This window comes from Trinickia caryophylli (genome assembly GCF_034424545.1).
Taxonomy (GTDB): Bacteria; Pseudomonadota; Gammaproteobacteria; order Burkholderiales; family Burkholderiaceae; genus Trinickia; species Trinickia caryophylli.
In genome coordinates, this window is sequence record NZ_CP139970.1 from 3,208,993 (window position 1) to 3,227,870 (window position 18,878).

Here is an 18,878-nt window from a genome sequence, read left to right on the forward strand (position 1 = left end):
GTTGTAGAAGGCGCCTGTCGTTGGCCGCCGCCCGCGATCGTGCCGTCCCCACGCCCCGCGCAAAAGGAGAAACGAAGATGAAACATCAGGAACGAGTCGCCGATGCATTCGGTTCCACGGCCGCCGCTTATCTGACGAGCCCAAGCCATGCGAGCGGCGCCGATCTCAAGACACTCGCCGAGCAAGTGGCCGTGACGCCGCAGGCGGCCGTGCTCGATCTCGGGTGCGGCGCGGGCCACGTGAGCTTTGCCGTCGCGCCACATGTGCGCTCCGTGATCGCCTACGATCTTGCCGAACAAATGCTCGCGACCGTCCTCATGGCGGCGCGCGAGCGCGGTTTCACGAACATCGCCACGGAGCAGGGCGCGGCCGAGCGCCTGCCGTTCGCCGACGCCTCGTTCGATTGGGTGCTGAGTCGCTTCAGCGCGCATCACTGGCACGACGTGCCGCGAGCATTGAGCGAGGTCCGACGCGTGTTGAAGCCGGGGGGGCGGGTGGTGTTCGTCGACGTGGTGGGCGCCGATCATCCGATGCTCGATACGCATTTGCAAGCCGCGGAACTCCTGCGCGACGGTTCGCATATTCGCAATTACCGCGCCGACGAATGGATGACGTTTTTCGAGCAGGCCGGATTCGCACCGCGCGCGGGAGCGCGCTGGCGCCTGCCGATGCAGTTCGATCAGTGGGTGGCGCGCATGCGCACGCCCGAGGTGCGGGTAGCGGCGATCCGCTCGCTTTGGGCGGCTGCGCCCGACGAGGTGCGGGAGTATTTCGCCGTGCAGCCCGACGGGTCGTTCGAAATAGACGTGCAGATGATCGAGGCGAGCGCGAGCTGAGCCGGGCAGGCCTGGCTCGGCGGCGCCCGGCCGACGAGCCGGATGACGGCAACAAGCGGGGCGGCAACAAGCGGGCGGATCAGCCTCGAGTCGTCGCCCCGGCGCATCGGCAGCTTACGCGAGGGCAGTGTGGCGGCCGGCCCATTCCTCGGCCCATCGCGGCAGTTCCTCGGGTGCAAGAGGCGGGCCCACGAGCGCGCCCTGCGCTACTTCGCAGCCCATCGCACGCAGGACGCGCCAATCGTCCTCATCGTCGATGCCCTGTGCGATCGTGCGCATGTTCAGCTGCCGTGCGAGCGACAAGCTCGCCTTGACGATGGCGCCGAGCGACTCGTCGCGGCTCGCGCCGTGCACGAAGCTCTGATCGAGCTTGAGTTCGTCGAAGGGAATGTCGCGCAACTGGGCAAGCGCCGATTCTCCCGTGCCGAAATCGTCGATGAGCAGGCTGATCCGCTTGAGGCGCAGGCGCGTGAGCACGTCGAGCGAGATCAGGCGGTCGCGGGCGAGCCGCGCCTGCTTGACCTCGAGCACGAGGCGCGAGAGCGGAAAACCGACGCGCGTGGCAGCATCGACGATGAAATCGGGAAAGTCGAGCGATGCGAGATCGTCGACGGACAAATTGATGCCCAGCCGGAAATCGGGGCCCAGCGCCTGCCATTGCAGCGCCTCGGCGAGCATGGCGGGCAGCAGGCCGCGGGTGAGGCCTCCAATGACGCCATGCTGTTCCGCCGTGTGGAGGAACCGGTCCCCGATCACGACGCCGTCGCGCGGGTGCCGCCAACCGATCAGCGCCTCGACACCCGTGACCTCGCCGGTGGCGAATGCGGCCTGGGGCTGGTAGCGCGTGACGATGGCGCCGCTGGCGATGGCTTCGCGCAATTCGTCGGCCGAATAGGCAGCCTGCTCCGAGGGCGGCTGCGCCGACTCACCGGCCCTCGCCGAAAGCCGTTGCTGAAGCTGTTCGCGTGTGGCCGGCTTCGCGAGCGAGCCGAGCACGCGCAGCCCGCGCGAGTAGGCGAGTTTTTCGGCGCTCTTCAGCACGCGCGCGTCTTCGCCACTCACTAGCACGACTTGCCCGTCGTAGCCGCGCTCCACCAACTGACGGAGGAATTCCACGCCGTCCATGCCCGGCATCTGCAAATCGGTGAAGACGACGCCGATGTCGTGGTTCTCGTCGGCGAGCGCGTCGAGCGCCTCCTGCGCGTGCTCGTACGAGAGGATTTCTTCGTAGCCGAGCTGGGTGAGCTGGCGCACGAGTACCTTGAGCACGAATGGCTCGTCGTCGACCACCAATATCTTGCGTTGCCTGCCGGTGGTGTCGGGGATGCCGGTCATCGTTGTAACGTCCTCAGTCTGATGCGGGTGTCGTGTGGTCGTGTGGTCGTGCGATTGTGTGATCGGCTTTACGCGGCCCTGACGGGAAGGAACAAGCGCAGCTTCTCGAGAAGCGTGTTGCGGTCGAACGGCTTGACGAGAAAGTCGACGGCGCCGGCCTTCAGGCTCTCGACGACGATGTTCCGCTCGCTGTGGCCCGTCACCATGACGATCGGCACGTGCGCGAACTGCGCGATCGACTTGATCCAGCGCGTTGCCTCCACGCCGTTCGTGTCGGGCAGTCCCACGTCCATCAGCACGAGCTCGGGCTTGTGTTCCCACATCTGCGCCTGGGCCTCGGCGCCGCTGGCGGCAAAAACGAGGCGGATCTCCTGCCCCGCGAGCAGCCGCGCGATCAGCTTTTGCTGGAAGTCGTCGTCTTCGACCATCAGGACGACGGGCCGATCGTCGCGAGCCGGCGCAGGGGCGGCGTGGGGGTCGAGAGACGCCGCCCGCGTGGCCGGCTGGGCGACTGGCGGCGACATCTCGGGTGCCGACGGGCCCGACACGCCCGGTGCCGGATGCACGGCAGGGGCGGCGCCCGTCGGAACCGCGGTGGCGGCGGGCCCGGCAACAGGCCGTGGGGCGGCGGGGGACGCCGGCTGTTGCGGCGCGGCGCGCAGCCATGATTCGCCCGCGCGTGACTGCGCGCGCATGAGCCGCAGCGACTGGTGCACGGCCATGCGGATACGCGCGGCGTCGTGCGTCACGGGCCAGAAAAGCACGTAGTCATCGAAGTGCTCCTTGCGGCACAGCTCATACACGTTCCAGAGATCGCGCGAGTTGCACAGCACGATCGTGCGGTGCGGCACCGTGTGCACGATCGTACCGAGCCGGTAGAGCCCGAGGTAGTAGCGCTGCGCCGCCTCGAGCGTGTCGAACGCGAGCACGAGCACAGAAGGGCGGTGCGTTTCGAAGTCTTCGACGGCCGCTTCGGGCTTGATCGACAGGTGCACGTTGCCGAATTCGTCGCGAAGCAGTTTTTCGACGAGTTCTGCGTCGGCGACGGCTTCGGTGGCCACGAGAATCGAGGCGCGTTCGGCGGACAGGTCGGATTCGTTGAACATCGTTCGGCCCCAGTTTGTCATTTGGTTTCAATCGCGAGCAACTGCTCGAGCGAGTCTTCGACCGCGGCGAGCGCCGTATCGAACTGCTTTGCCCAGTTGGCGAGCAACGCGAGATCGCCGGCCTTGCCCGCATTTTCGAGCTCGGCGCACAGGTCGCCGAGCGCCATCGCGCCGACGGAGCGCGAGGACGATTTGAGCTTGTGGGCGATCGCACCCGCCTCGCGGCCGCGCCCCGCGTCGCAGTGCACACGCAGCTCGGCCGCGAGCCGCCCCACCGACTGCTGATAGTCGGCGAGCAACTCGCGCACCACCTCGGGATCGTCGCCGACGATTCCCTTGAGCACGTCGAGGTCGACGGCCGTCGTGGGGGCCGCATCGCGCGTGGCCGGCTCCGGCTGCGCTTCGACCGCCGCACGGCTTGCCTCGGGCGCGCGGAAGTGCGTTTCGAGCACGGCCTGCAGCCGGTTGAGCTGCAGCGGCTTGGTGAGGTAGCCGTCCATGCCCACCGCCTTGGCGCGCGTGGCCTCGCCCTGCACGGCGTTGGCCGTCAGCGCGACGATCGGCAGCCGCGTGCCGGGCGCCTCTTCGCGCCGTATCGTTTCGACGAGCTCGTAGCCGTCCATCTCGGGCATGTGCAGGTCCGTCAGCAGTAGCGCATAGCGGTGGGCGCGCCACAGCGCGAGCGCTTCGCATCCGTCGCTCGCGATCTCGGCCACGTGTCCGAGCAAAGCGAGCTGGCGCAGGATGACCTTCTGATTGATCGCATCGTCCTCGGCCACGAGAATGAGGCGTCCCTGCTCGCGAGCCTGGGCTACCGACAGCGCCGGCCCGACGGGTGCGATGCGCGCCTGCTCGCGGGCGTCGCCGCCGCTCTGGGCGGCCGAACGGCTGACGGCCACGGCATTGGGGTCGACGTCGAGCGGCAGCCGCACCGTGAACGTGGAGCCTGTGCCTACCGTGCTGCGGACCGAGATCGTGCCGCCCATCAGATCGACGAGGCGCCGGCAGATGGCAAGGCCCAGGCCGGTGCCCCCGAAGCGCCGCGTCGTCGACGCCTCCGCCTGCGTGAACGGCTTGAACAATTTCGGCAGCGTCTCCGCCGACATGCCGATACCGTTGTCCTCGATGTCGATCGAGACTTCGACCCGGCCCGCGGCGAGCGGCGCTACCGTAACGCGCACCCGCACGCATCCGGGCTTGTCGGCGCGGCCGCCCGAAAACTTGATCGCGTTGCCGACGAGGTTATAGAGCACCTGCCGCAGCCGCGTGTCGTCCGAGAGCACGGCTTGCGGCAGATCGGCCGCGATCGACTTTTCGAGCGTGACGCCCGCGCGTTCGGCCACCGGCTTGAGCGACTGGCACAGCCCCGTGGTGAGATGCCCGATCGAGACGGGTACGCGCTCGATATGCAGGCGTCCCGCTTCGATCTTGGAAAAGTCGAGGATATCGTCGATGAGCGTGAGCAGCGCATGCGCCGACTCGCGCACGGTGGTGACCATGTCGCTCTGATCGGCCGTGAGGCCGGTCTGGCTCAGCACTTCGATCATGCCGATCACGCCGTTCATCGGTGTGCGGATCTCATGACTCATGGCCGCGAGGAAGGCGCTCTTCGCACGCGAGGCGGCTTCGGCGTCCGCGCGTGCCTGCTCGAGCTGGCGCGTGGCGTGCCGGCTCTCGGTCACGTCGCGCGCCGTCGCGTAGATGAGGCCGTCGAGCTGAATGGCTTTCCACGCGAGCCAGCGCACCGAGCCGTCCTTGCATATGTAGCGGTTCTCGAAATGCTCGATCGGCTCGCCGGTGCCGTGGCGCGCGATTTCGGCGACGGTTGCCGCGCGGTCCCCAGGGTGGACAAAATCGATGAACGGGCGCGACATGAGCTCCTCGTCCGACCAGCCGAGCACGTGCGAGAACGCGGGGTTGACGCGTTTGAAATTGCCGGTCGGGTCGGCAAGACAGATCAGATCGAGCGAAAGGTCGAAAAGCCGGTCGCGCTGCGTCTCGGCCTCTTTGCGGCTCGTCACGTCCTGCAGGATCACGAGCGCGCCGGGCACGCCGTCCGTTTCGTACGGCACGGCCGTCATCTCGCCGAGGAAGGCGCTGCCGTCCAGGCGCAGCCAATGTGCCTCGCGCGCCGAGGTGGCCGTTTGCGAATGTACGAGGCGCGCCATGCGCGTTTCCATCGTCGCGCGGCTGTCGGCATGAAGGAATTCGACGAGCGGCAGGCCGCGAATCTGGGCGCTCGAGTAGGCACCGAGCATGGCGAGCGCCTTTGCATTGGCGAACGCGATCGTGAGGTCCTGGATCAGGAAGACCGCGAACGGCGACAGCTCGATCAACTGGCGATAGCGCGCTTCGCTGCGCACGAGCGCTTCCTCGTTCGCCTGCTCGCGCGTCACGTCGCGAATGAGCGCCATCACGCCGGCCGAGTTCTTGCCACGCCGCTCGAGGCGCACTTCATAGACCGCCGGCTGAGTGCGATCGAGACGGAACATCGCGCTTTGCGTGCTCTCGTGCAGCGCGCTGCCCGAAAGCAGCGCGGTGAAGCGTGCGATCTCGTCGAGGCTGCCGGCGCTCACGTCATCGCGAAAGAGGGCTTCGGCGATATCGGCCGGGGTGGCGGTCGAAACCTGATCCTCGGCCCAGCCGAGCAGGGAAAGCAGGTGCGGGTTGTAGCCGTCGATGCGGCCTTCGGCGGAAAAGCCGACCGCGGCATCGGGGATCGCCTTGAAGAGCGCTTCGGCCCGCTCGGCTTCCTTCGTCTTGCGCTCGTGGGCCTCGCGCTCGCTCAGCGAGGCGGCCTCGAGGCGGCGCATGAGCCGGCCCTGGTAGAACGCAGCGGAAAGAATCAGCAGTGTCAGCACGATGCCGGCGACGACGAGCACCAGCATGCGCTGACGGTATGCAGCGAGATATTCCTCGTTCGAGAATCCGACCATCACCGCCAACGGATAGGTGGCGAGCGTGCGGTAGCTGATCGTGCGGCGGATGTGATCGAACGGGCTTACCGCTTCGAGCTCGCCCTGCGGCGCGTGGCCAAGCGCGATGCGCAGCGGCGACCTGGCGGGGATGGGCCAGTTCGTATCGTGATGCTCGCCCGCGCGGCGTGCGCGAATGATGTAATCCTCGGTGCCGATGATGCCGATCAGGCCCTCGCGGCCGAGATGCTGCGATTCGAGCATCTCGGTGAGGAGCGCGGGCGGCACCGATACCACGACCACGCCGATGAAGCGCCCTTGCGAGTCGTTGATGCGCCGCGAGAGTTGAATCGACATCTCGCCGCTCACGCGATCGATGACGGGTTTGCTGATGAAGAGCCGCGTGCTGCGATCGTAGATGTGCGTGCGATAGTAGTCGCGGTCCGCATGGTCGATCGGCTCGAAACCGGGGAACGTGGACGCCCGCAGCATGCCATGCTTGTCGATGACGGCGACTTGCGTGAAGACGTCCAGATCGACGAGCCCCGAATGCACGTAGTTGTCGAGCCCCACCTCCACGCCTTCGCGCTTGACGAGCCAGGTCACGACGTCGGCAACCTGATTGGCCTCGCGCAGCAGCCGCGTGGTGTGCGCGGCGAGCGCGTTGGCCAGCGTGGCCGCCTGCTGGCGCTCGCTTTCCCGCTCGCTTTTGAGATCCCACGTGGAAAACGCGCCCAGGGCGATCCACAGCGCCACGACGAGGCCGAGCCCCGTGGCGTATGAGACGCGCAGCTTCCGGTGGGTCTGCGTGCCGAGGAGTCGTAGTCGCGAAGCGTGGCTCATAAGTTGGCAAATGATGTCGACCGATACGGCTATCGACGTCCTTCCCTGCGCCTGCTATGCGGCGCAACGACGCCGCGAGCCGCGCGAAGACGCGCGCGAAATCAATCGGATTGCTGTTCGATCGCGTGGTGCGATCGGCCACTCGAAAACGAGTGGCTTCGAGACTTTTAACGACCGCGAGGCACTGAACTTTAATGCTGGAAGACCCCTAAATCGGGGCGCGAGCGGCACGCCGCCGGCCGGTGCCGCGAGCGAAAAGGGCTGCGCATACCGAGGTACGCGCAGCCCTTGAGGTTTTCCCTTAGGCCCTGGACAAAGAGGAGCGGATCAACTTGGGCGACGTACTCAGCCTGTGTTGCGCAGGCCGGCGGCGATGCCGTTGATCGTGAGATGAATGCCGCGCCGCAGCCGTGCGTTGCTGTCCCCTGCGCGGTGGCGCTTGAGCAGCTCGACCTGCAGGTGATTGAGCGGATCGAGGTACGGGAAGCGGTTCTTGATCGAGCGCGCGAGCAGCGGATTGTCGGCGAGACGCTCCCGTTTGCCCGTGATTTCGGCCAGGGCGTGCGCGGTGCGCTCCCATTCGGCGACGATTCGCTCGAACACCTGCTTGCGCAGTTTCTTGTCCTCGACGAGCTGCGCATAGCGCGACGCGACGGCCAGGTCCGTCTTGGCCAGCACCATGTCCATGTTCGACAGCAGCGTCGTGAAAAAGGGCCAGGTCTTGTTCATCTTTCTGAGGGTCGAGAGGCGGCGCGAGCGCTCGGTTTCGCTCGAGGCGCCACGCAGATACGCTTCGACGGCGCTGCCGAATCCGTACCAGCCGGTCAGCAGCAGCCGGCACTGGCCCCACGAGAAGCCCCAGGGAATCGCGCGCAGATCTTCGATGCGGCGGTTCTTCGGGTCTTGCAGCTTGCGCGACGCGGGGCGGCTGCCGATATTGAGCTCGGCGATCTCGGCGATCGGCGTCGACTGGAAAAAGTAGTCGGTGAAGCCCGGCGTTTCGTAGACGAGCGCCCGATAGGCGGTCATGGCGGCGTCCGAGAGCGCCTGCATCGTTTCCTCGAACGCGCCGAGATTGGCCGGTGCGTTGCCGTGCGGCAGCAGCGACGCCTCGAGCGTGGCCGCGACGGCCGTTTCGAGATTGCGACGGCCGATCTCCGGGTTGCTGAACTTGCTGCCGATGACCTCGCCCTGTTCGGTCAGCCGGATCTGGCCCTCGACCGTGCCCGGGGGCTGCGAGAGAATCGCCTGGTAAGTGGGGCCGCCGCCGCGCCCCACCGTGCCGCCGCGCCCATGGAAGAGGCGCAGGCGGATGCCGCGCTCCTTGAAAAGCGTCACGAGCGCGAGTTCGGCGCGATACAGTTCCCAGTTCGACGTCAGGAAACCGCCGTCCTTGTTGCTGTCCGAATAGCCGAGCATGACTTCCTGCTCGCTGCCCTGATGCGCGACCAGTGCTTCGAGCCCGGGCAGTGCGAAGTATTCGCGCATGATGACGGGCGCATTGCGCAAATCGGGGATCGTTTCGAAGAGCGGGATCACCATGAGCCCGTTGCGCGCGCTTGCATGCCGGTCGGCGAGCGTGCCCTCGAGCAGCCCCGTCTCTTTTTGCAGCAGGAGGACTTCGACGAGGTCGCTGACCGTTTCCGTATGGGAAATGATGTAGTTGCGCACGGCGCGCGCGCCGAAGCGCTCGCGCATCGCGCGCGCGGTTTCGAGCACGCCGAGCTCGTTGTTCACGAGCGGCGAGTACTCCAGGTACGGCGAGCGCAGGAGGCGCGGCTGCTCGAGCTCGGAGAGCAGCAGCCTCAGCTTGTCGGCCTCGGAAAGCGATGCGTAGTCTTCGTGCACACCCGCGCGCTTGAACAGTTCCGCGACGACGGCCTCGTGCACGTCGGAACTCTGGCGCAGATCGATGCTCGCGAGGTGAAAGCCGAACACTTCGGCCGAGCGCACGAGCGGAGCCAGCCGCGGCGCGACGAGCGTGCCGCCGTGATGCTCATGGAGCGAATCGACCAGCACGTTGAGATCGCGCACGAACTCGCTCGCGTCCGCATAGGGCGTGGCACGCACGGGGGGCGCGCCATGGCCCGCGCTGCGCAGCGGCACCGTGCCTTCGCCGAGCCGCACGCGCACGCTTGCCGCGAGCCGCGTGTAGACGCCGATCAGCGCCCGGCGGTAGGGCTCGTCGACGCGATGCGGCGATTGATCGGGAGACGCCTGCGCGAGTGCCTTGAGGGCGTCGCTGCAGCCGGCCAACATGTTCGAGACGGAAAGCTCGGCGCCGAGCGCATGCACTTCCTCGAGATAGTGCTCGAAGATCACGGCGGCCTGGCGCGAGATTGCGTGCTCGAGGGTCTCGGAGGTGACGTTCGGGTTGCCGTCGCGATCGCCGCCGATCCAACTGCCCATCTGGAAGAACGCGGGCAGGCGCTCGCTGAGCTTGTGCTGCTCGGCGAGTGCCTCTTCGATATCGGCGTAAAGCGCGGGAATTTCTCGCAGGAATGTCGCGCGGTAATACGAGAGCGCGTTCTCGATTTCGTCGGCGACGGTGAGCCGCGAATCGCGCAGCATGCGGGTCTGCCAGAGCGCGGTCACGCGGGCACGCAAAAGCGCACCGTTTTGCGCACGCTCGCGCGCCGTGAGCGGGGCATCGCGCTCGGCCAGCAGATGCGCGATATGGTGCTGGGCGTCGAGAATGCTCTTGCGCTGCACTTCCGTTGGGTGCGCGGTCAGCACGGGTACGATCAATGCGTCATCGAAAAAGCGCTTGAGCGTTTCACCGTCGATCGTGCCGGCCAGCGCGAAGCGCTCGAGCGCATAGGCGATCGTGCCGGGCTGCGGCGCCGAGCCGCCGAGTGCGTGCACGCGCCGGCGACGGTTGTGGTGACGGTCTTCGGCGATGTTGGCCAGATGCGAAAAGTAGCTGAAGGCCCGCACGACGCTTACCGTCTGCTCGGGCGTGAGCGCGCGCAACTGCTTTTCGAGCGCGAGCGCGGCGCTGTTGTCGTCCTCGCGGCGAAATTTGACGGCCCGCTGGCGAATCGTTTCGACGAGTTCGAAAACGGCATCGCCTTCCTGCTCGCGCACGACATCGCCGAGCAGGCGGCCCAGGTAGCGGATGTCCTCGAAAAGCGGCTGATCCTTGTCCTCGCGGCCGCGGCCGACGGATTTCGTGGGGGCCGCCGGGCCGGCCGGGGCCGAGGGGGCTGAAACGGGCAATGCATCGTTGCGGCGTGCGGCGCGCGCCGATCCGGGAGACGTCACGGTGGGTTTCCTCAGTGAAGCCAGAGTCGATGAAATGGATGGACTGCGGACTGCAAAACCGACAAACCGGCGCACGAGCCCGGAAGGCGCGCGCTTATGGCGCGAGACGCATCCCGATGCCGGCTGCCGCGCCGTGGAGCGCGGTTTCGTTCCGGCCGCCGTGAAAAATGGGGCAAAGCTTGCGTGCTACCATTCTTCGATGTTCTATCCCGTCATTCGAAGTACCGATCAATGAATTCCGAGACATTTTCAGCCGCACCGCCCGAGAAGCTCGTCATTGCCTCGCGAGAGAGCCGTCTTGCGATGTGGCAGGCCGAGCATGTGCGCGATGCGCTGCGCAAATTATATCCGGCTTGCGACGTGCAAATTCTCGGCATGACAACGCGTGGCGATCAGATCCTCGATCGCGCGCTCGCGAAGGTGGGCGGCAAGGGGCTCTTCGTCAAGGAACTCGAGAGCGCGTTGGCCGACGGTCGAGCGGATCTCGCGGTGCACTCGCTGAAGGACGTTCCGATGGAACTGCCCGACGGCTTCGCGCTCGCCGCGGTGATGGAGCGAGAGGATCCGCGCGACGCGTTCGTCTCGAACGACCATGCGAGCCTCGATGCGCTGCCGGCCGGCAGCGTCGTCGGCACGTCGAGCCTGCGCCGCGAGGCCATGGTGCGCGCGCGCTATCCGCAGCTCATCGTAGAACCGCTGCGCGGCAACCTCGATACGCGTCTCGGCAAGCTCGATCGCGGTGACTACGCAGCCATCATTCTGGCGGCGGCCGGCTTGAAGCGCCTCGGGCTGGCCGCGCGCATCCGCGGGCTGATCGAGCCCGAAGACAGTCTGCCCGCCGCGGGCCAGGGTGCGCTCGGCATCGAGATTCGCGTGCCGCGTCCGGAGCTTGCCGCGTGGCTTGCCCCGCTCGATCACCGGCCGACCGCGCTTGCCGTCGAAGCCGAGCGTACCGTCTCGCGCGCGCTGGGCGGCAGTTGCGACGTGCCGCTTGCCGCGCATGCGCATTGGCGCGAGGGCGTTTTGCATCTGTCGGGCCGCGTTTCGACGCCGGACGGCGCGCGCGTGGCGTCGGCCGAGGCGAGTGCCGCCGTGGCGAGCGCAGCCGATGCGCTCGCCCTCGGCAACGAGGTGGCGCGAGCGCTCGATACGCAGGGCGCGCGCGAAATCGTCGCGACACTCGCCGCTCAGCGCAGCGGCGAGTCGGCCGCGTGACGGAGGGCGCAGCACGCATGGCGAGCCCCGCGCAGGTCTCGGACGATTCGGGGCGCGGGCGGGCACCGGCGCAGCGTTTCACCGCCGTGCTGACGCGGCCGGCCGGCCAGTCCGATGCGCTCGCCGCGAGCCTCGAGCATGACGGCATCGCGGCATTCGAATTTCCGCTCATCGAAATCGCGCCCGTCGAGGAAGACGGGCCGCTTTTGCGCGCGTTTGCGGCGCTCGACGCCTATGCGCTCGTTGTCTTCGTCTCGCCGAACGCCGTCGACCATGCGCTTGCGCGCGCCGTCGGGGTGTGGCCGCCGGCTGTGGCCGTCGGCGTGGTGGGGCCGGGCAGCGTGAGCGCGCTCGCGCGGCACGGGATCGCGGCACCGGGGCATGACGTCGTCTGTCCGGCCGGCGCGAACGGCGAGGCAGGCGAAGCGGAAGCGGACGGGCAGCCGCGTTTCGATTCGGAAGCGCTTTGGGCCGCGATCGAAGCGAAGTTCGGTACCGAGGGCCTCGATGGCCGGCGCGTGCTGATCGTGCGCGGCGACGGCGGACGAGAATGGCTTCCCGAGCGTCTGCGCGAAGCCGGTGCGCAGGTCGAGACCGTGGCCGCCTATCGGCGCCGGGTGCCGGCGCCGGGGCCCGCGGCGTGGGCCCGCGTGCGCGCGCTCATCGCGGGTGCGCCGCATGCGTGGCTGCTGACGAGCTCGGAGGGCGTACGCAATCTTCAGACGTTGGCCGAGGCCGGGCTCACGAGCGACGAACGCGCCGCGCTCGCCCACGTACCGGTCGTCGTGCCGCACCCCCGGATCGCCGAGACGGCGCGGCGACTCGGTTTTGATAGGATTACGGCATCCGGCCCCGGCGATGGACGCATCGCGGCGGCCTTGCGCGCCTTCGCCGCGTCGTCTCGCGCAGCTCCCGATCAACCGGTTCTTGCCTCTACGGCTTCCTCGCGCATGACTGATTCGACTCCAGATTCTTCGGGCAACGTTCATCCGTCCGCGGCGATCCCGCCCATCCCGCCGCAGCCGCCTCAGCCGGTCTTCAACGAGCAGCGGCGGGCGCGTCGCGGCGGCGGCCTGCTGCTGTGGCTCGTGCTGATTGCGGTAGCCTGTGCCACCGGCATCGGCGCCTACGCGCTCAACCGCAAGCTCGATCGTCTCGACGGCCGGCTGGCGGCACGCCAGCAAGCGCTCGAGGCGCAGGCGGCCGAGCTGCGCGTGAAGATCGGCGATGCCGTTTCGACGGTTCATCAGGTCGACTCGCAGTTCGCGCAGATTCAGGGCAGGCTCGCGGACGCTCAAACGGCCCAGCAGGCGCTGCAAAAGCAATACGACGACCTCGCGCGCAACCGCGACGACTGGACCTTCGCCGAGGTGGAGCAGATGCTTTCCAGCGCCAGCGAGCAGTTGCAACTGACGGGCAACACGCAGCTCGCGCTCTTCGCGCTGCAAAGCGCCGATACGCGTCTCGCGGCACTCGCGAGCCCGCAGGCGCTCGTCGTGCGGCGCGCCATCGCGGCCGACATCGACAAGCTCAAGACGGCGCCCTCGCCCGATTTGACGGGGCTCGCGATCAAGCTCGACGATGCGATCGCACAGGTCGACGCACTGCCGCTGCTCGGCGAGGCGCCGGTGACGCGTCCCGCCCCGGCGCACGGCGCCCCGGCGGCCGCGGGGGCGAGCGCCGCCGCGGCCGGAGAGCCGCGCTGGAAGGTCTGGTGGCGCGAGGCATCGGCGGCGATCGGCGCGGAACTCAAGACGCTCGTGCAGGTGCGCAGGATCGACAACGCCGATGCGATGCTCAATACGCCCGAGCAAGGCCAATACATCCGTGAAAACGTCAAGCTGCGGCTGCTGTCGGCACGGCTTGCGCTGCTCGCGCGCAATCAGACGACGTTGAAGTCCGACCTGCATGCGGCCGATGCGGCGCTCGCCCGCTATTTCGACGGTGCCGACAAGCGTACGCAGACGGTGCGGCAGCTCGTGAAGGACGTGGACGGCGCTTCGGTCTCGATCGAGGTGCCCGACATCAATGCGAGCCTGCAGGCCCTGCACACGAAGAAGAGCGGGGGCTGACGATGGCACTGAGGGGACTTTTGTGGCTTGCGCTGCTGTTCGCGCTGGCGGCGGTGCTCGCGACGGTGGGACGCTTCGATGCCGGGCAGGTGCTGCTCGTCTATCCGCCCTATCGCATCGACATTTCGCTGAACCTGTTCGTCGTCGCGATCGTTGCGCTGTTCGTGGCGCTCTATGCGCTCGCCCGCGTGGCGCGCAACGTTTGGCAGATGCCGCGGCGCGTGGCCGCCTATCGCGCCCGCTCGCGCGAGGCGAAGGCGCACGCGGCGCTGCGCGAGGCGCTCGGCAACCTGTACGCGGGACGCTTTTCGCGCGCGGAGAAAGCGGCGCGCGAAGCGCTTGCCATTGAAGCGAACAAGGGGGCGGCAGGGCTCGTAGCGGCTTCGGCGGCCCATCGCATGCGCGAGTACATGCGTCGCGACGAATGGCTCGCCGCGATCGACGCGCCTGACTGGCAGGATGCGCGCCTGATGGCGAGTGCCGACATGCGCGCCGACGGGCGCGACCCCGACGGCGCGCTCGCCGCGCTGACCGAGATGCAATCGCAGGGTGCCCGGCGCATTCATGCGCAACAGATCGCGCTGCGCGCACAGCAGCAACTGAAGAACTGGGCCGAAGTGCTCAAGCTCGTCAAGACGCTGGAGAAGCGCGAAGCCATTCATCCCGCGGTGGCCGTGCGGCTGCGCCAGCAGGCGGCCGAAAACCTGCTGCGCGAGCGCCGGCACGACGGCGACGCACTGCTCGCGCTCTGGCAGTCGCTTGCGGCCGCCGAGCGGCAATCGCCGCGCCTCGCCGATCTCGCGGCCGATCTCCTCGTCGCGCTGAATCGCCATGACGAGGCGCGCCGGATCGTGGAAGAGGCGCTGCAGCACAACTGGGATGCGCGCCTGCTACGGCGCTATCCGGACACGGCCGGCGAAGATGCGCTGCCGCTGATTCAGAAGGCGGAGGCATGGCGCAAGAGTCGCACGGAAGACGCCGATCTGATGTTCGCGCTGGGCCGCCTTTGCCTGAAGCAGCGGCTTTGGGGCAAGGCGCAGTCGTTCCTCGAGTCGGCGCTCGAGCTGGCCGGCGACAACGAGGCGCTCAGGGTGCGCAGCCACCGCTCGCTCGCGCGCCTTTTCGAGGAGCTCGGCGACATGACGCGGGCCAACGAGCATTACCGCGCGAGCGCGCTCGCCATGACCGTCGTTTGAAGCCCGGCGACGCGGTGCCTGCGCCGCTGCTTCGCGGCCGATCGCGAGCCTGCGAGTCTCCTTGTCTCGTTCTACTTGTTGACGAGCCGTGCCGGCACGCTGAGGGCGAGGGCGGCGCCGAGCACCATGAAGGCGGCGAGCAGGTACATGCCGGCATTGCTGCTGCCGGTGGCCTGCTTGAGCCAGCCCACCGCGTAAGGGCCCAGGAAGCCGGCCAGGTTCCCGATCGAATTGACCATCGCGATGCCGGCCGCCGCGCCGGCGCCCGCGAGAAAGGATGTCGGCAGGCTCCAGAAGAGCGGTAGCGAGGTGATGATGCCGGCCGTGGCGAGCGTGAGGGCCGCCATGGCGAGGCCCGTGTCGTGTGCCCAACCCACCGAGAGGATGAGCCCGACGGCCCCGGCCAAGGCCGGCAGGGCGACGTGCCAGCGCCGCTCGCGGCGCTTGTCGGCGCTTCGCGCGACGATCAGCATGGTGACGACCGCGGCCGCGAAGGGGATTGCGGAGAGCAGACCGATGATGAACGCGTCGGCCACGCCGGTGGCCTTGATGATCGTCGGCAGCCAGAAACTCACGCCGTAAAGCCCGGTTACGAACGAAAAGTAGATGAGGCTCATGAGCCATACGCGCGGGCTTGCGAGCACGGCCGCAAGCGGCATGTCGTGCTTGTCCGCTTCGTCGGCGCCGATGTTGCGGGCGAGCAGCTGTTTTTCGTCGTCGCCGAGCCAGCGGGCCGTGGCGATGCGGTCGTCGAGCGCGAAGAAGACGAGCACCCCTGCGAGTACCGAAGGCAGACCTTCGAGAAGGAACAGCCACTGCCATCCGTGCAAGCCGTGGGCGCCGTCGAACGCCTTCATGATGTAGCCCGAAATCGGCCCGCCGACCACGCCCGAAAGCGCGACGGCAGTCATGAACCAGGTGGTCATCCGCCCGCGCCGATGCGCCGGGTACCAGTAGGTCAGATAGAGGATGATGCCGGGAAAAAAGCCTGCCTCGGCAAGGCCGAGCAAAAAGCGCATGGCGTAGAACATCGCCGGCGTGGTGACGAACATCGTCAACGCCGAGATGATGCCCCACGTGACCATGATCCGCGCGATCCACAGGCGCGCGCCGACGCGATGCAGGATCAGGTTGCTCGGCACCTCGAAGAGGAAATAGCCGAAGAAGAAAATACCCGCGCCGAGGCCGTAGACAGCATCGCTCAGGTTGAGATCGGCCGCCATCTGCAGCTTGGCGAAGCCGACGTTGACGCGGTCGAGATAGGCAACGAGATAACAGAGCAGCAAAAGCGGCAGAAGGCGCCACGAAACCTTGCGGTACGTGGCCTCTTCGAACGCGGGCGATGGGGCGGTGCCGGTGTTGGGCACCGAAAGCGGATCTGCGGGGGTTCTCGCCATGTCGTTGTCTCCGGTCGACCCGAGCCGGCCCCCGTGGGGCGCTAACCCGGGTTCTATTAAAGGTCTTTGCGCGCGAGCGCTTCCAGCACTTTCACGGGTGATGCGAGGGCACGGCGTGCGGCCGTGGCATGCGTGCGCCGGCCAGCCGCGAGGCCGGCTGCGCGCACAGGATCAGACGCAGCGTCCGCCGTCGACTTCGAGGCAGACGCCCGTCACGAATTCGGCTTCGTCGGACGCGAGAAAAAGCGCTGCGTTGGCGATGTCCTGCGGCGTCGAGAAGCGGCCGAGCGGGATGCCGGCGAGAAAACGCTGCCGGTTCTCCGGCGTGTCTTCGACGCCCATGAACTGCGAGAGGAGGGCTGTCTCGCCGATGACGGGGTTCACGCAGTTCACGCGAATGCGATCGCGACCGAGTTCGGCCGCGAGCGATTTGCTCGCGACGATCACCGCGCCCTTGCTGGCGTTGTACCAGACGAGGCCGGGGCGCGGGCGCACGCCCGCTGTCGAGGCGATGTTGACGAACGAGCCGCCGCCCTGCTCGCGGAAGTAGGGCACGAAAGTCTGCACGCTCCAGTAGAGGCTCTTCACGTTGACGGCATGGACGCGGTCGAACTCCGCCTCGGTGACTTCGAGCACCGGCTTGTTGCGATGGGTGGTGCCAGCGTTGTTGACGACGATCTGCACGCTGCCGAAATCCTCGAGCGCGGCCGCGCGCAGCGCTTGCCAATCGGCGAGCCGCGAGACGTCGCCGGTTACGGCGATGGCCCGGCCGCCGGCCAGGGCGATTTCGCTCGCGACGCGCTCCGCCGCGGCGCCGTTCAGGTCATTGGCGACCACGTTGGCGCCTTCGCGCGCGAATGTCTTGGCGATGCCCTCGCCAAAGCCCGAGCCCGCGCCCGTGATGATGGCCGTCCTGCCCTTCAATCGCATGATGCCTCCTCCGTGCAACGCTTTCGTCTCGTTCGTGTTTGTTGTCTTGGCAACGCACCGCGCTGTGCCACGTTGTGCCACGTTGTGCCGCGCAGGTGCCGTTGGCAGCGATAGTGCGCCGTCGGGCGACGACAGGCAAGAGGGGGCATCGCGGCGATGCGGCGGGGAGCAGCCCTGCTCCCCGCATTCGGGTCAGCCGTGACGCAGGGCGATCGTCTTCAAGGTCGTGAAGCCGTAAAGCGCTTCGAAGCCCTTCTCGCGGCCGAAGCCCGACTGCCCCGTGCCGCCGAAAGGCAGCTCGACCCCGCCGCCGGCGCCGTAATTGTTGACGAACACCTGCCCCGCGCGCAGTCGGCGGGCGAGCCGCATCTGCCGCCCGCCATCACGGGTCCATACGCCGGCCACGAGCCCATAGGGCGTGCCGTTCGCGAGCGCGATGGCATCGGCTTCGTCTTCGAACGGCAGCGCCGCGAGCACGGGCCCGAACACTTCCTCGCGGGCGAGCCGATGATCGCGCGGCACTTCGGCGAAGAGCGTCGGCGCCTGATAGAAGCCTCCGGCCGGGGCATCGGCGAGAATCGTGCCCTGCGCGGCGATGCGAATGCCGTCGCGCTGCGCTTCGGCAATGAAGGCGGCGACACGCTCGCGTTGCTTCGCGCTGATGAGCGGACCGCAGTCGGCCTCGGTCTGCCCGGGCCCGGCGCGCAATGCGCCGAAGGCCGCGGTGAGCCGCTCCATGAGCGGTTCGTAGATCGCGCGCTCGATCAGCACGCGGCTGCCGGCCGAGCAGGTTTGGCCGGCGTTTTGCAGAATCGCGGACATCAGCGTCGGCAGCACGGCGTCGAGGTCGGCATCGGCGAACACGATCTGCGGCGACTTGCCGCCGAGCTCGAGCGTGACAGGCGTATGGTGCTCGGCCGCCATCCGGGCAACGAGCGCCCCGGTGGCAGGCGAGCCGGTGAACGAGATGTGATTGACGCCGGGATGCTGCGCGAGCGCGCTGCCGGCCTCGCTGCCATAGCCGGTGACGATATTGAGCGCGCCGGCCGGCACGCCGGCTTCGGCCGCGAGCGCTGCCACCCGCAACAGCGACAGGCAGGCATCCTCGGCGGGCTTGACGACGCAGGCGTTGCCGGCGGCCAGCGCGGCGGCGACGCTGCGGCCGAATATCTGCATCGGGTAATTCCACGGCACGAGATGCCCCGTGACCCCATGCGGCTCGCGTATCGTCAACACCGTATAGCCGGTCTGGTAGGGAATCGTCTGACCGTGCAGCTTGTCCGCGGCGCCCGCATAGAACTCGAAATAGCGGGCGAGCGCGGCTGCGTCGGCGCGGGCTTCCCTGAGAGGTTTGCCGGTGTCGCGCGCTTCCAGTTCGGCGAGTTCGTCGCGGCACGCGCCGACGAGCATCGCGAGCCGGTAGAGCACCCGTCCTTTTTCGGCCGCGCTCATGAGACCCCACTCGCCCTCGAAGGCGCTGCGGGCCGCGCTCACGGCCCGATCGATGTCGGCGGCAGTGCCGCGCGCGATGCGCGCGAACGTCTGGCCGTTCGTCGGATTGACGACATCGATCGTTTCACGGTTCGACGGTGCGATCCATTCGCCACCGACGAAGTGTTTGGCTTCCTCCATGCGAGGCTCCTCCTCGTTGCAGAACAGTCAGTCGAGACGCAATGTGCGTCGATTATCGCGCCGATCGCCGGGCGGGTGCGCGCCGGTGCGCAGACCCTGCTCGGCTATAATGGCGCGCACAGCGCGATGCCGGGGCT

11 protein-coding genes are annotated in these 18,878 nt (G+C 67.7%); 4 read left to right on the forward strand and 7 right to left on the reverse strand.

Annotated elements, in window-relative coordinates; translation table 11 throughout:
* The first annotated feature begins 77 nt into the window (after positions 1-77).
* Positions 78-836 (forward strand): class I SAM-dependent methyltransferase, encoded by a 759-nt coding sequence (locus U0034_RS14535; RefSeq protein WP_085230207.1) that lies wholly within the window; start codon positions 78-80, stop codon positions 834-836.
* A gap of 114 nt (positions 837-950) precedes the next feature.
* Here U0034_RS14535 and U0034_RS14540 read toward each other — a convergent pair whose 3' ends face one another.
* From U0034_RS14540 to ppc, 4 genes are all read right to left on the reverse strand, one after another.
* Complete coding sequence (locus U0034_RS14540; protein WP_085230208.1) at positions 951-2,171, reverse strand: EAL domain-containing response regulator; 1,221 nt, start codon at positions 2,169-2,171, stop codon at positions 951-953.
* Between the two features lie 68 nt (positions 2,172-2,239).
* Positions 2,240-3,277, reverse strand: coding sequence for a response regulator (locus U0034_RS14545; protein WP_085230209.1), 1,038 nt, complete (start codon positions 3,275-3,277; stop codon positions 2,240-2,242).
* A gap of 17 nt (positions 3,278-3,294) precedes the next feature.
* Positions 3,295-7,035, reverse strand: coding sequence for a PAS domain S-box protein (locus U0034_RS14550; RefSeq protein ID WP_085230210.1), 3,741 nt, complete (start codon positions 7,033-7,035; stop codon positions 3,295-3,297).
* A 345-nt stretch (positions 7,036-7,380) separates the two neighbouring features.
* Positions 7,381-10,299 carry a phosphoenolpyruvate carboxylase gene (gene ppc, locus U0034_RS14555; protein WP_085230211.1) on the reverse strand — a complete coding sequence of 973 codons (2,919 nt, stop codon included), beginning with the start codon at positions 10,297-10,299 and terminating at the stop codon, positions 7,381-7,383.
* A 231-nt stretch (positions 10,300-10,530) separates the two neighbouring features.
* Here ppc and hemC point away from each other — a divergent pair, with 231 nt between their 5' ends.
* The 3 genes from hemC to U0034_RS14570 are packed head-to-tail and all read left to right on the forward strand — an operon-like array spanning position 10,531 to position 14,782.
* Positions 10,531-11,514, forward strand: coding sequence for a hydroxymethylbilane synthase (gene hemC, locus U0034_RS14560; RefSeq protein ID WP_085230213.1), 984 nt, complete (start codon positions 10,531-10,533; stop codon positions 11,512-11,514).
* 17 nt (positions 11,515-11,531) lie between these two features.
* Complete coding sequence (gene hemDX, locus U0034_RS14565; RefSeq protein WP_085230274.1) at positions 11,532-13,586, forward strand: fused uroporphyrinogen-III synthase HemD/membrane protein HemX; 2,055 nt, start codon at positions 11,532-11,534, stop codon at positions 13,584-13,586.
* A 2-nt stretch (positions 13,587-13,588) separates the two neighbouring features.
* On the forward strand, positions 13,589-14,782 hold the full coding sequence (locus U0034_RS14570) for a heme biosynthesis protein HemY (protein WP_085230214.1): 1,194 nt from the start codon (positions 13,589-13,591) through the stop codon (positions 14,780-14,782).
* A gap of 71 nt (positions 14,783-14,853) precedes the next feature.
* Here U0034_RS14570 and U0034_RS14575 read toward each other — a convergent pair whose 3' ends face one another.
* From U0034_RS14575 to U0034_RS14585, 3 genes are all read right to left on the reverse strand, one after another.
* A complete protein-coding gene (locus tag U0034_RS14575) occupies positions 14,854-16,179 on the reverse strand; it encodes an MFS transporter (RefSeq protein ID WP_085230215.1) in 1,326 nt (441 codons plus the stop codon).
* Positions 16,180-16,350: 171 nt separating this feature from the next.
* Positions 16,351-17,109: an SDR family oxidoreductase gene (locus tag U0034_RS14580; protein WP_085230216.1), complete on the reverse strand. Its 759-nt coding sequence runs from the start codon at positions 17,107-17,109 to the stop codon at positions 16,351-16,353.
* 192 nt (positions 17,110-17,301) lie between these two features.
* Entirely contained in the window at positions 17,302-18,741 is a 1,440-nt protein-coding gene (locus tag U0034_RS14585; RefSeq protein ID WP_085230217.1) for an aldehyde dehydrogenase family protein, read from the reverse strand.
* Positions 18,742-18,878 lie beyond the last annotated feature (137 nt).

Excerpts from the sequence above, each read along its gene's own strand:
- U0034_RS14535 (WP_085230207.1), top strand. The coding sequence starts at position 78 with ATGAAACATCAGGAACGAGTCGCCGATGCATTCGGTTCCACGGCCGCC.
- U0034_RS14540 (WP_085230208.1), bottom strand. The coding sequence starts at position 2,171 with ATGACCGGCATCCCCGACACCACCGGCAGGCAACGCAAGATATTGGTG.
- U0034_RS14545 (WP_085230209.1), bottom strand. The coding sequence starts at position 3,277 with ATGTTCAACGAATCCGACCTGTCCGCCGAACGCGCCTCGATTCTCGTG.
- U0034_RS14550 (WP_085230210.1), bottom strand. The coding sequence starts at position 7,035 with ATGAGCCACGCTTCGCGACTACGACTCCTCGGCACGCAGACCCACCGG.
- hemC (WP_085230213.1), top strand. The coding sequence starts at position 10,531 with ATGAATTCCGAGACATTTTCAGCCGCACCGCCCGAGAAGCTCGTCATT.
- hemDX (WP_085230274.1), top strand. The coding sequence starts at position 11,532 with ATGGCGAGCCCCGCGCAGGTCTCGGACGATTCGGGGCGCGGGCGGGCA.
- U0034_RS14570 (WP_085230214.1), top strand. The coding sequence starts at position 13,589 with ATGGCACTGAGGGGACTTTTGTGGCTTGCGCTGCTGTTCGCGCTGGCG.
- U0034_RS14575 (WP_085230215.1), bottom strand. The coding sequence starts at position 16,179 with ATGGCGAGAACCCCCGCAGATCCGCTTTCGGTGCCCAACACCGGCACC.
- U0034_RS14580 (WP_085230216.1), bottom strand. The coding sequence starts at position 17,109 with ATGCGATTGAAGGGCAGGACGGCCATCATCACGGGCGCGGGCTCGGGC.
- U0034_RS14585 (WP_085230217.1), bottom strand. The coding sequence starts at position 18,741 with ATGGAGGAAGCCAAACACTTCGTCGGTGGCGAATGGATCGCACCGTCG.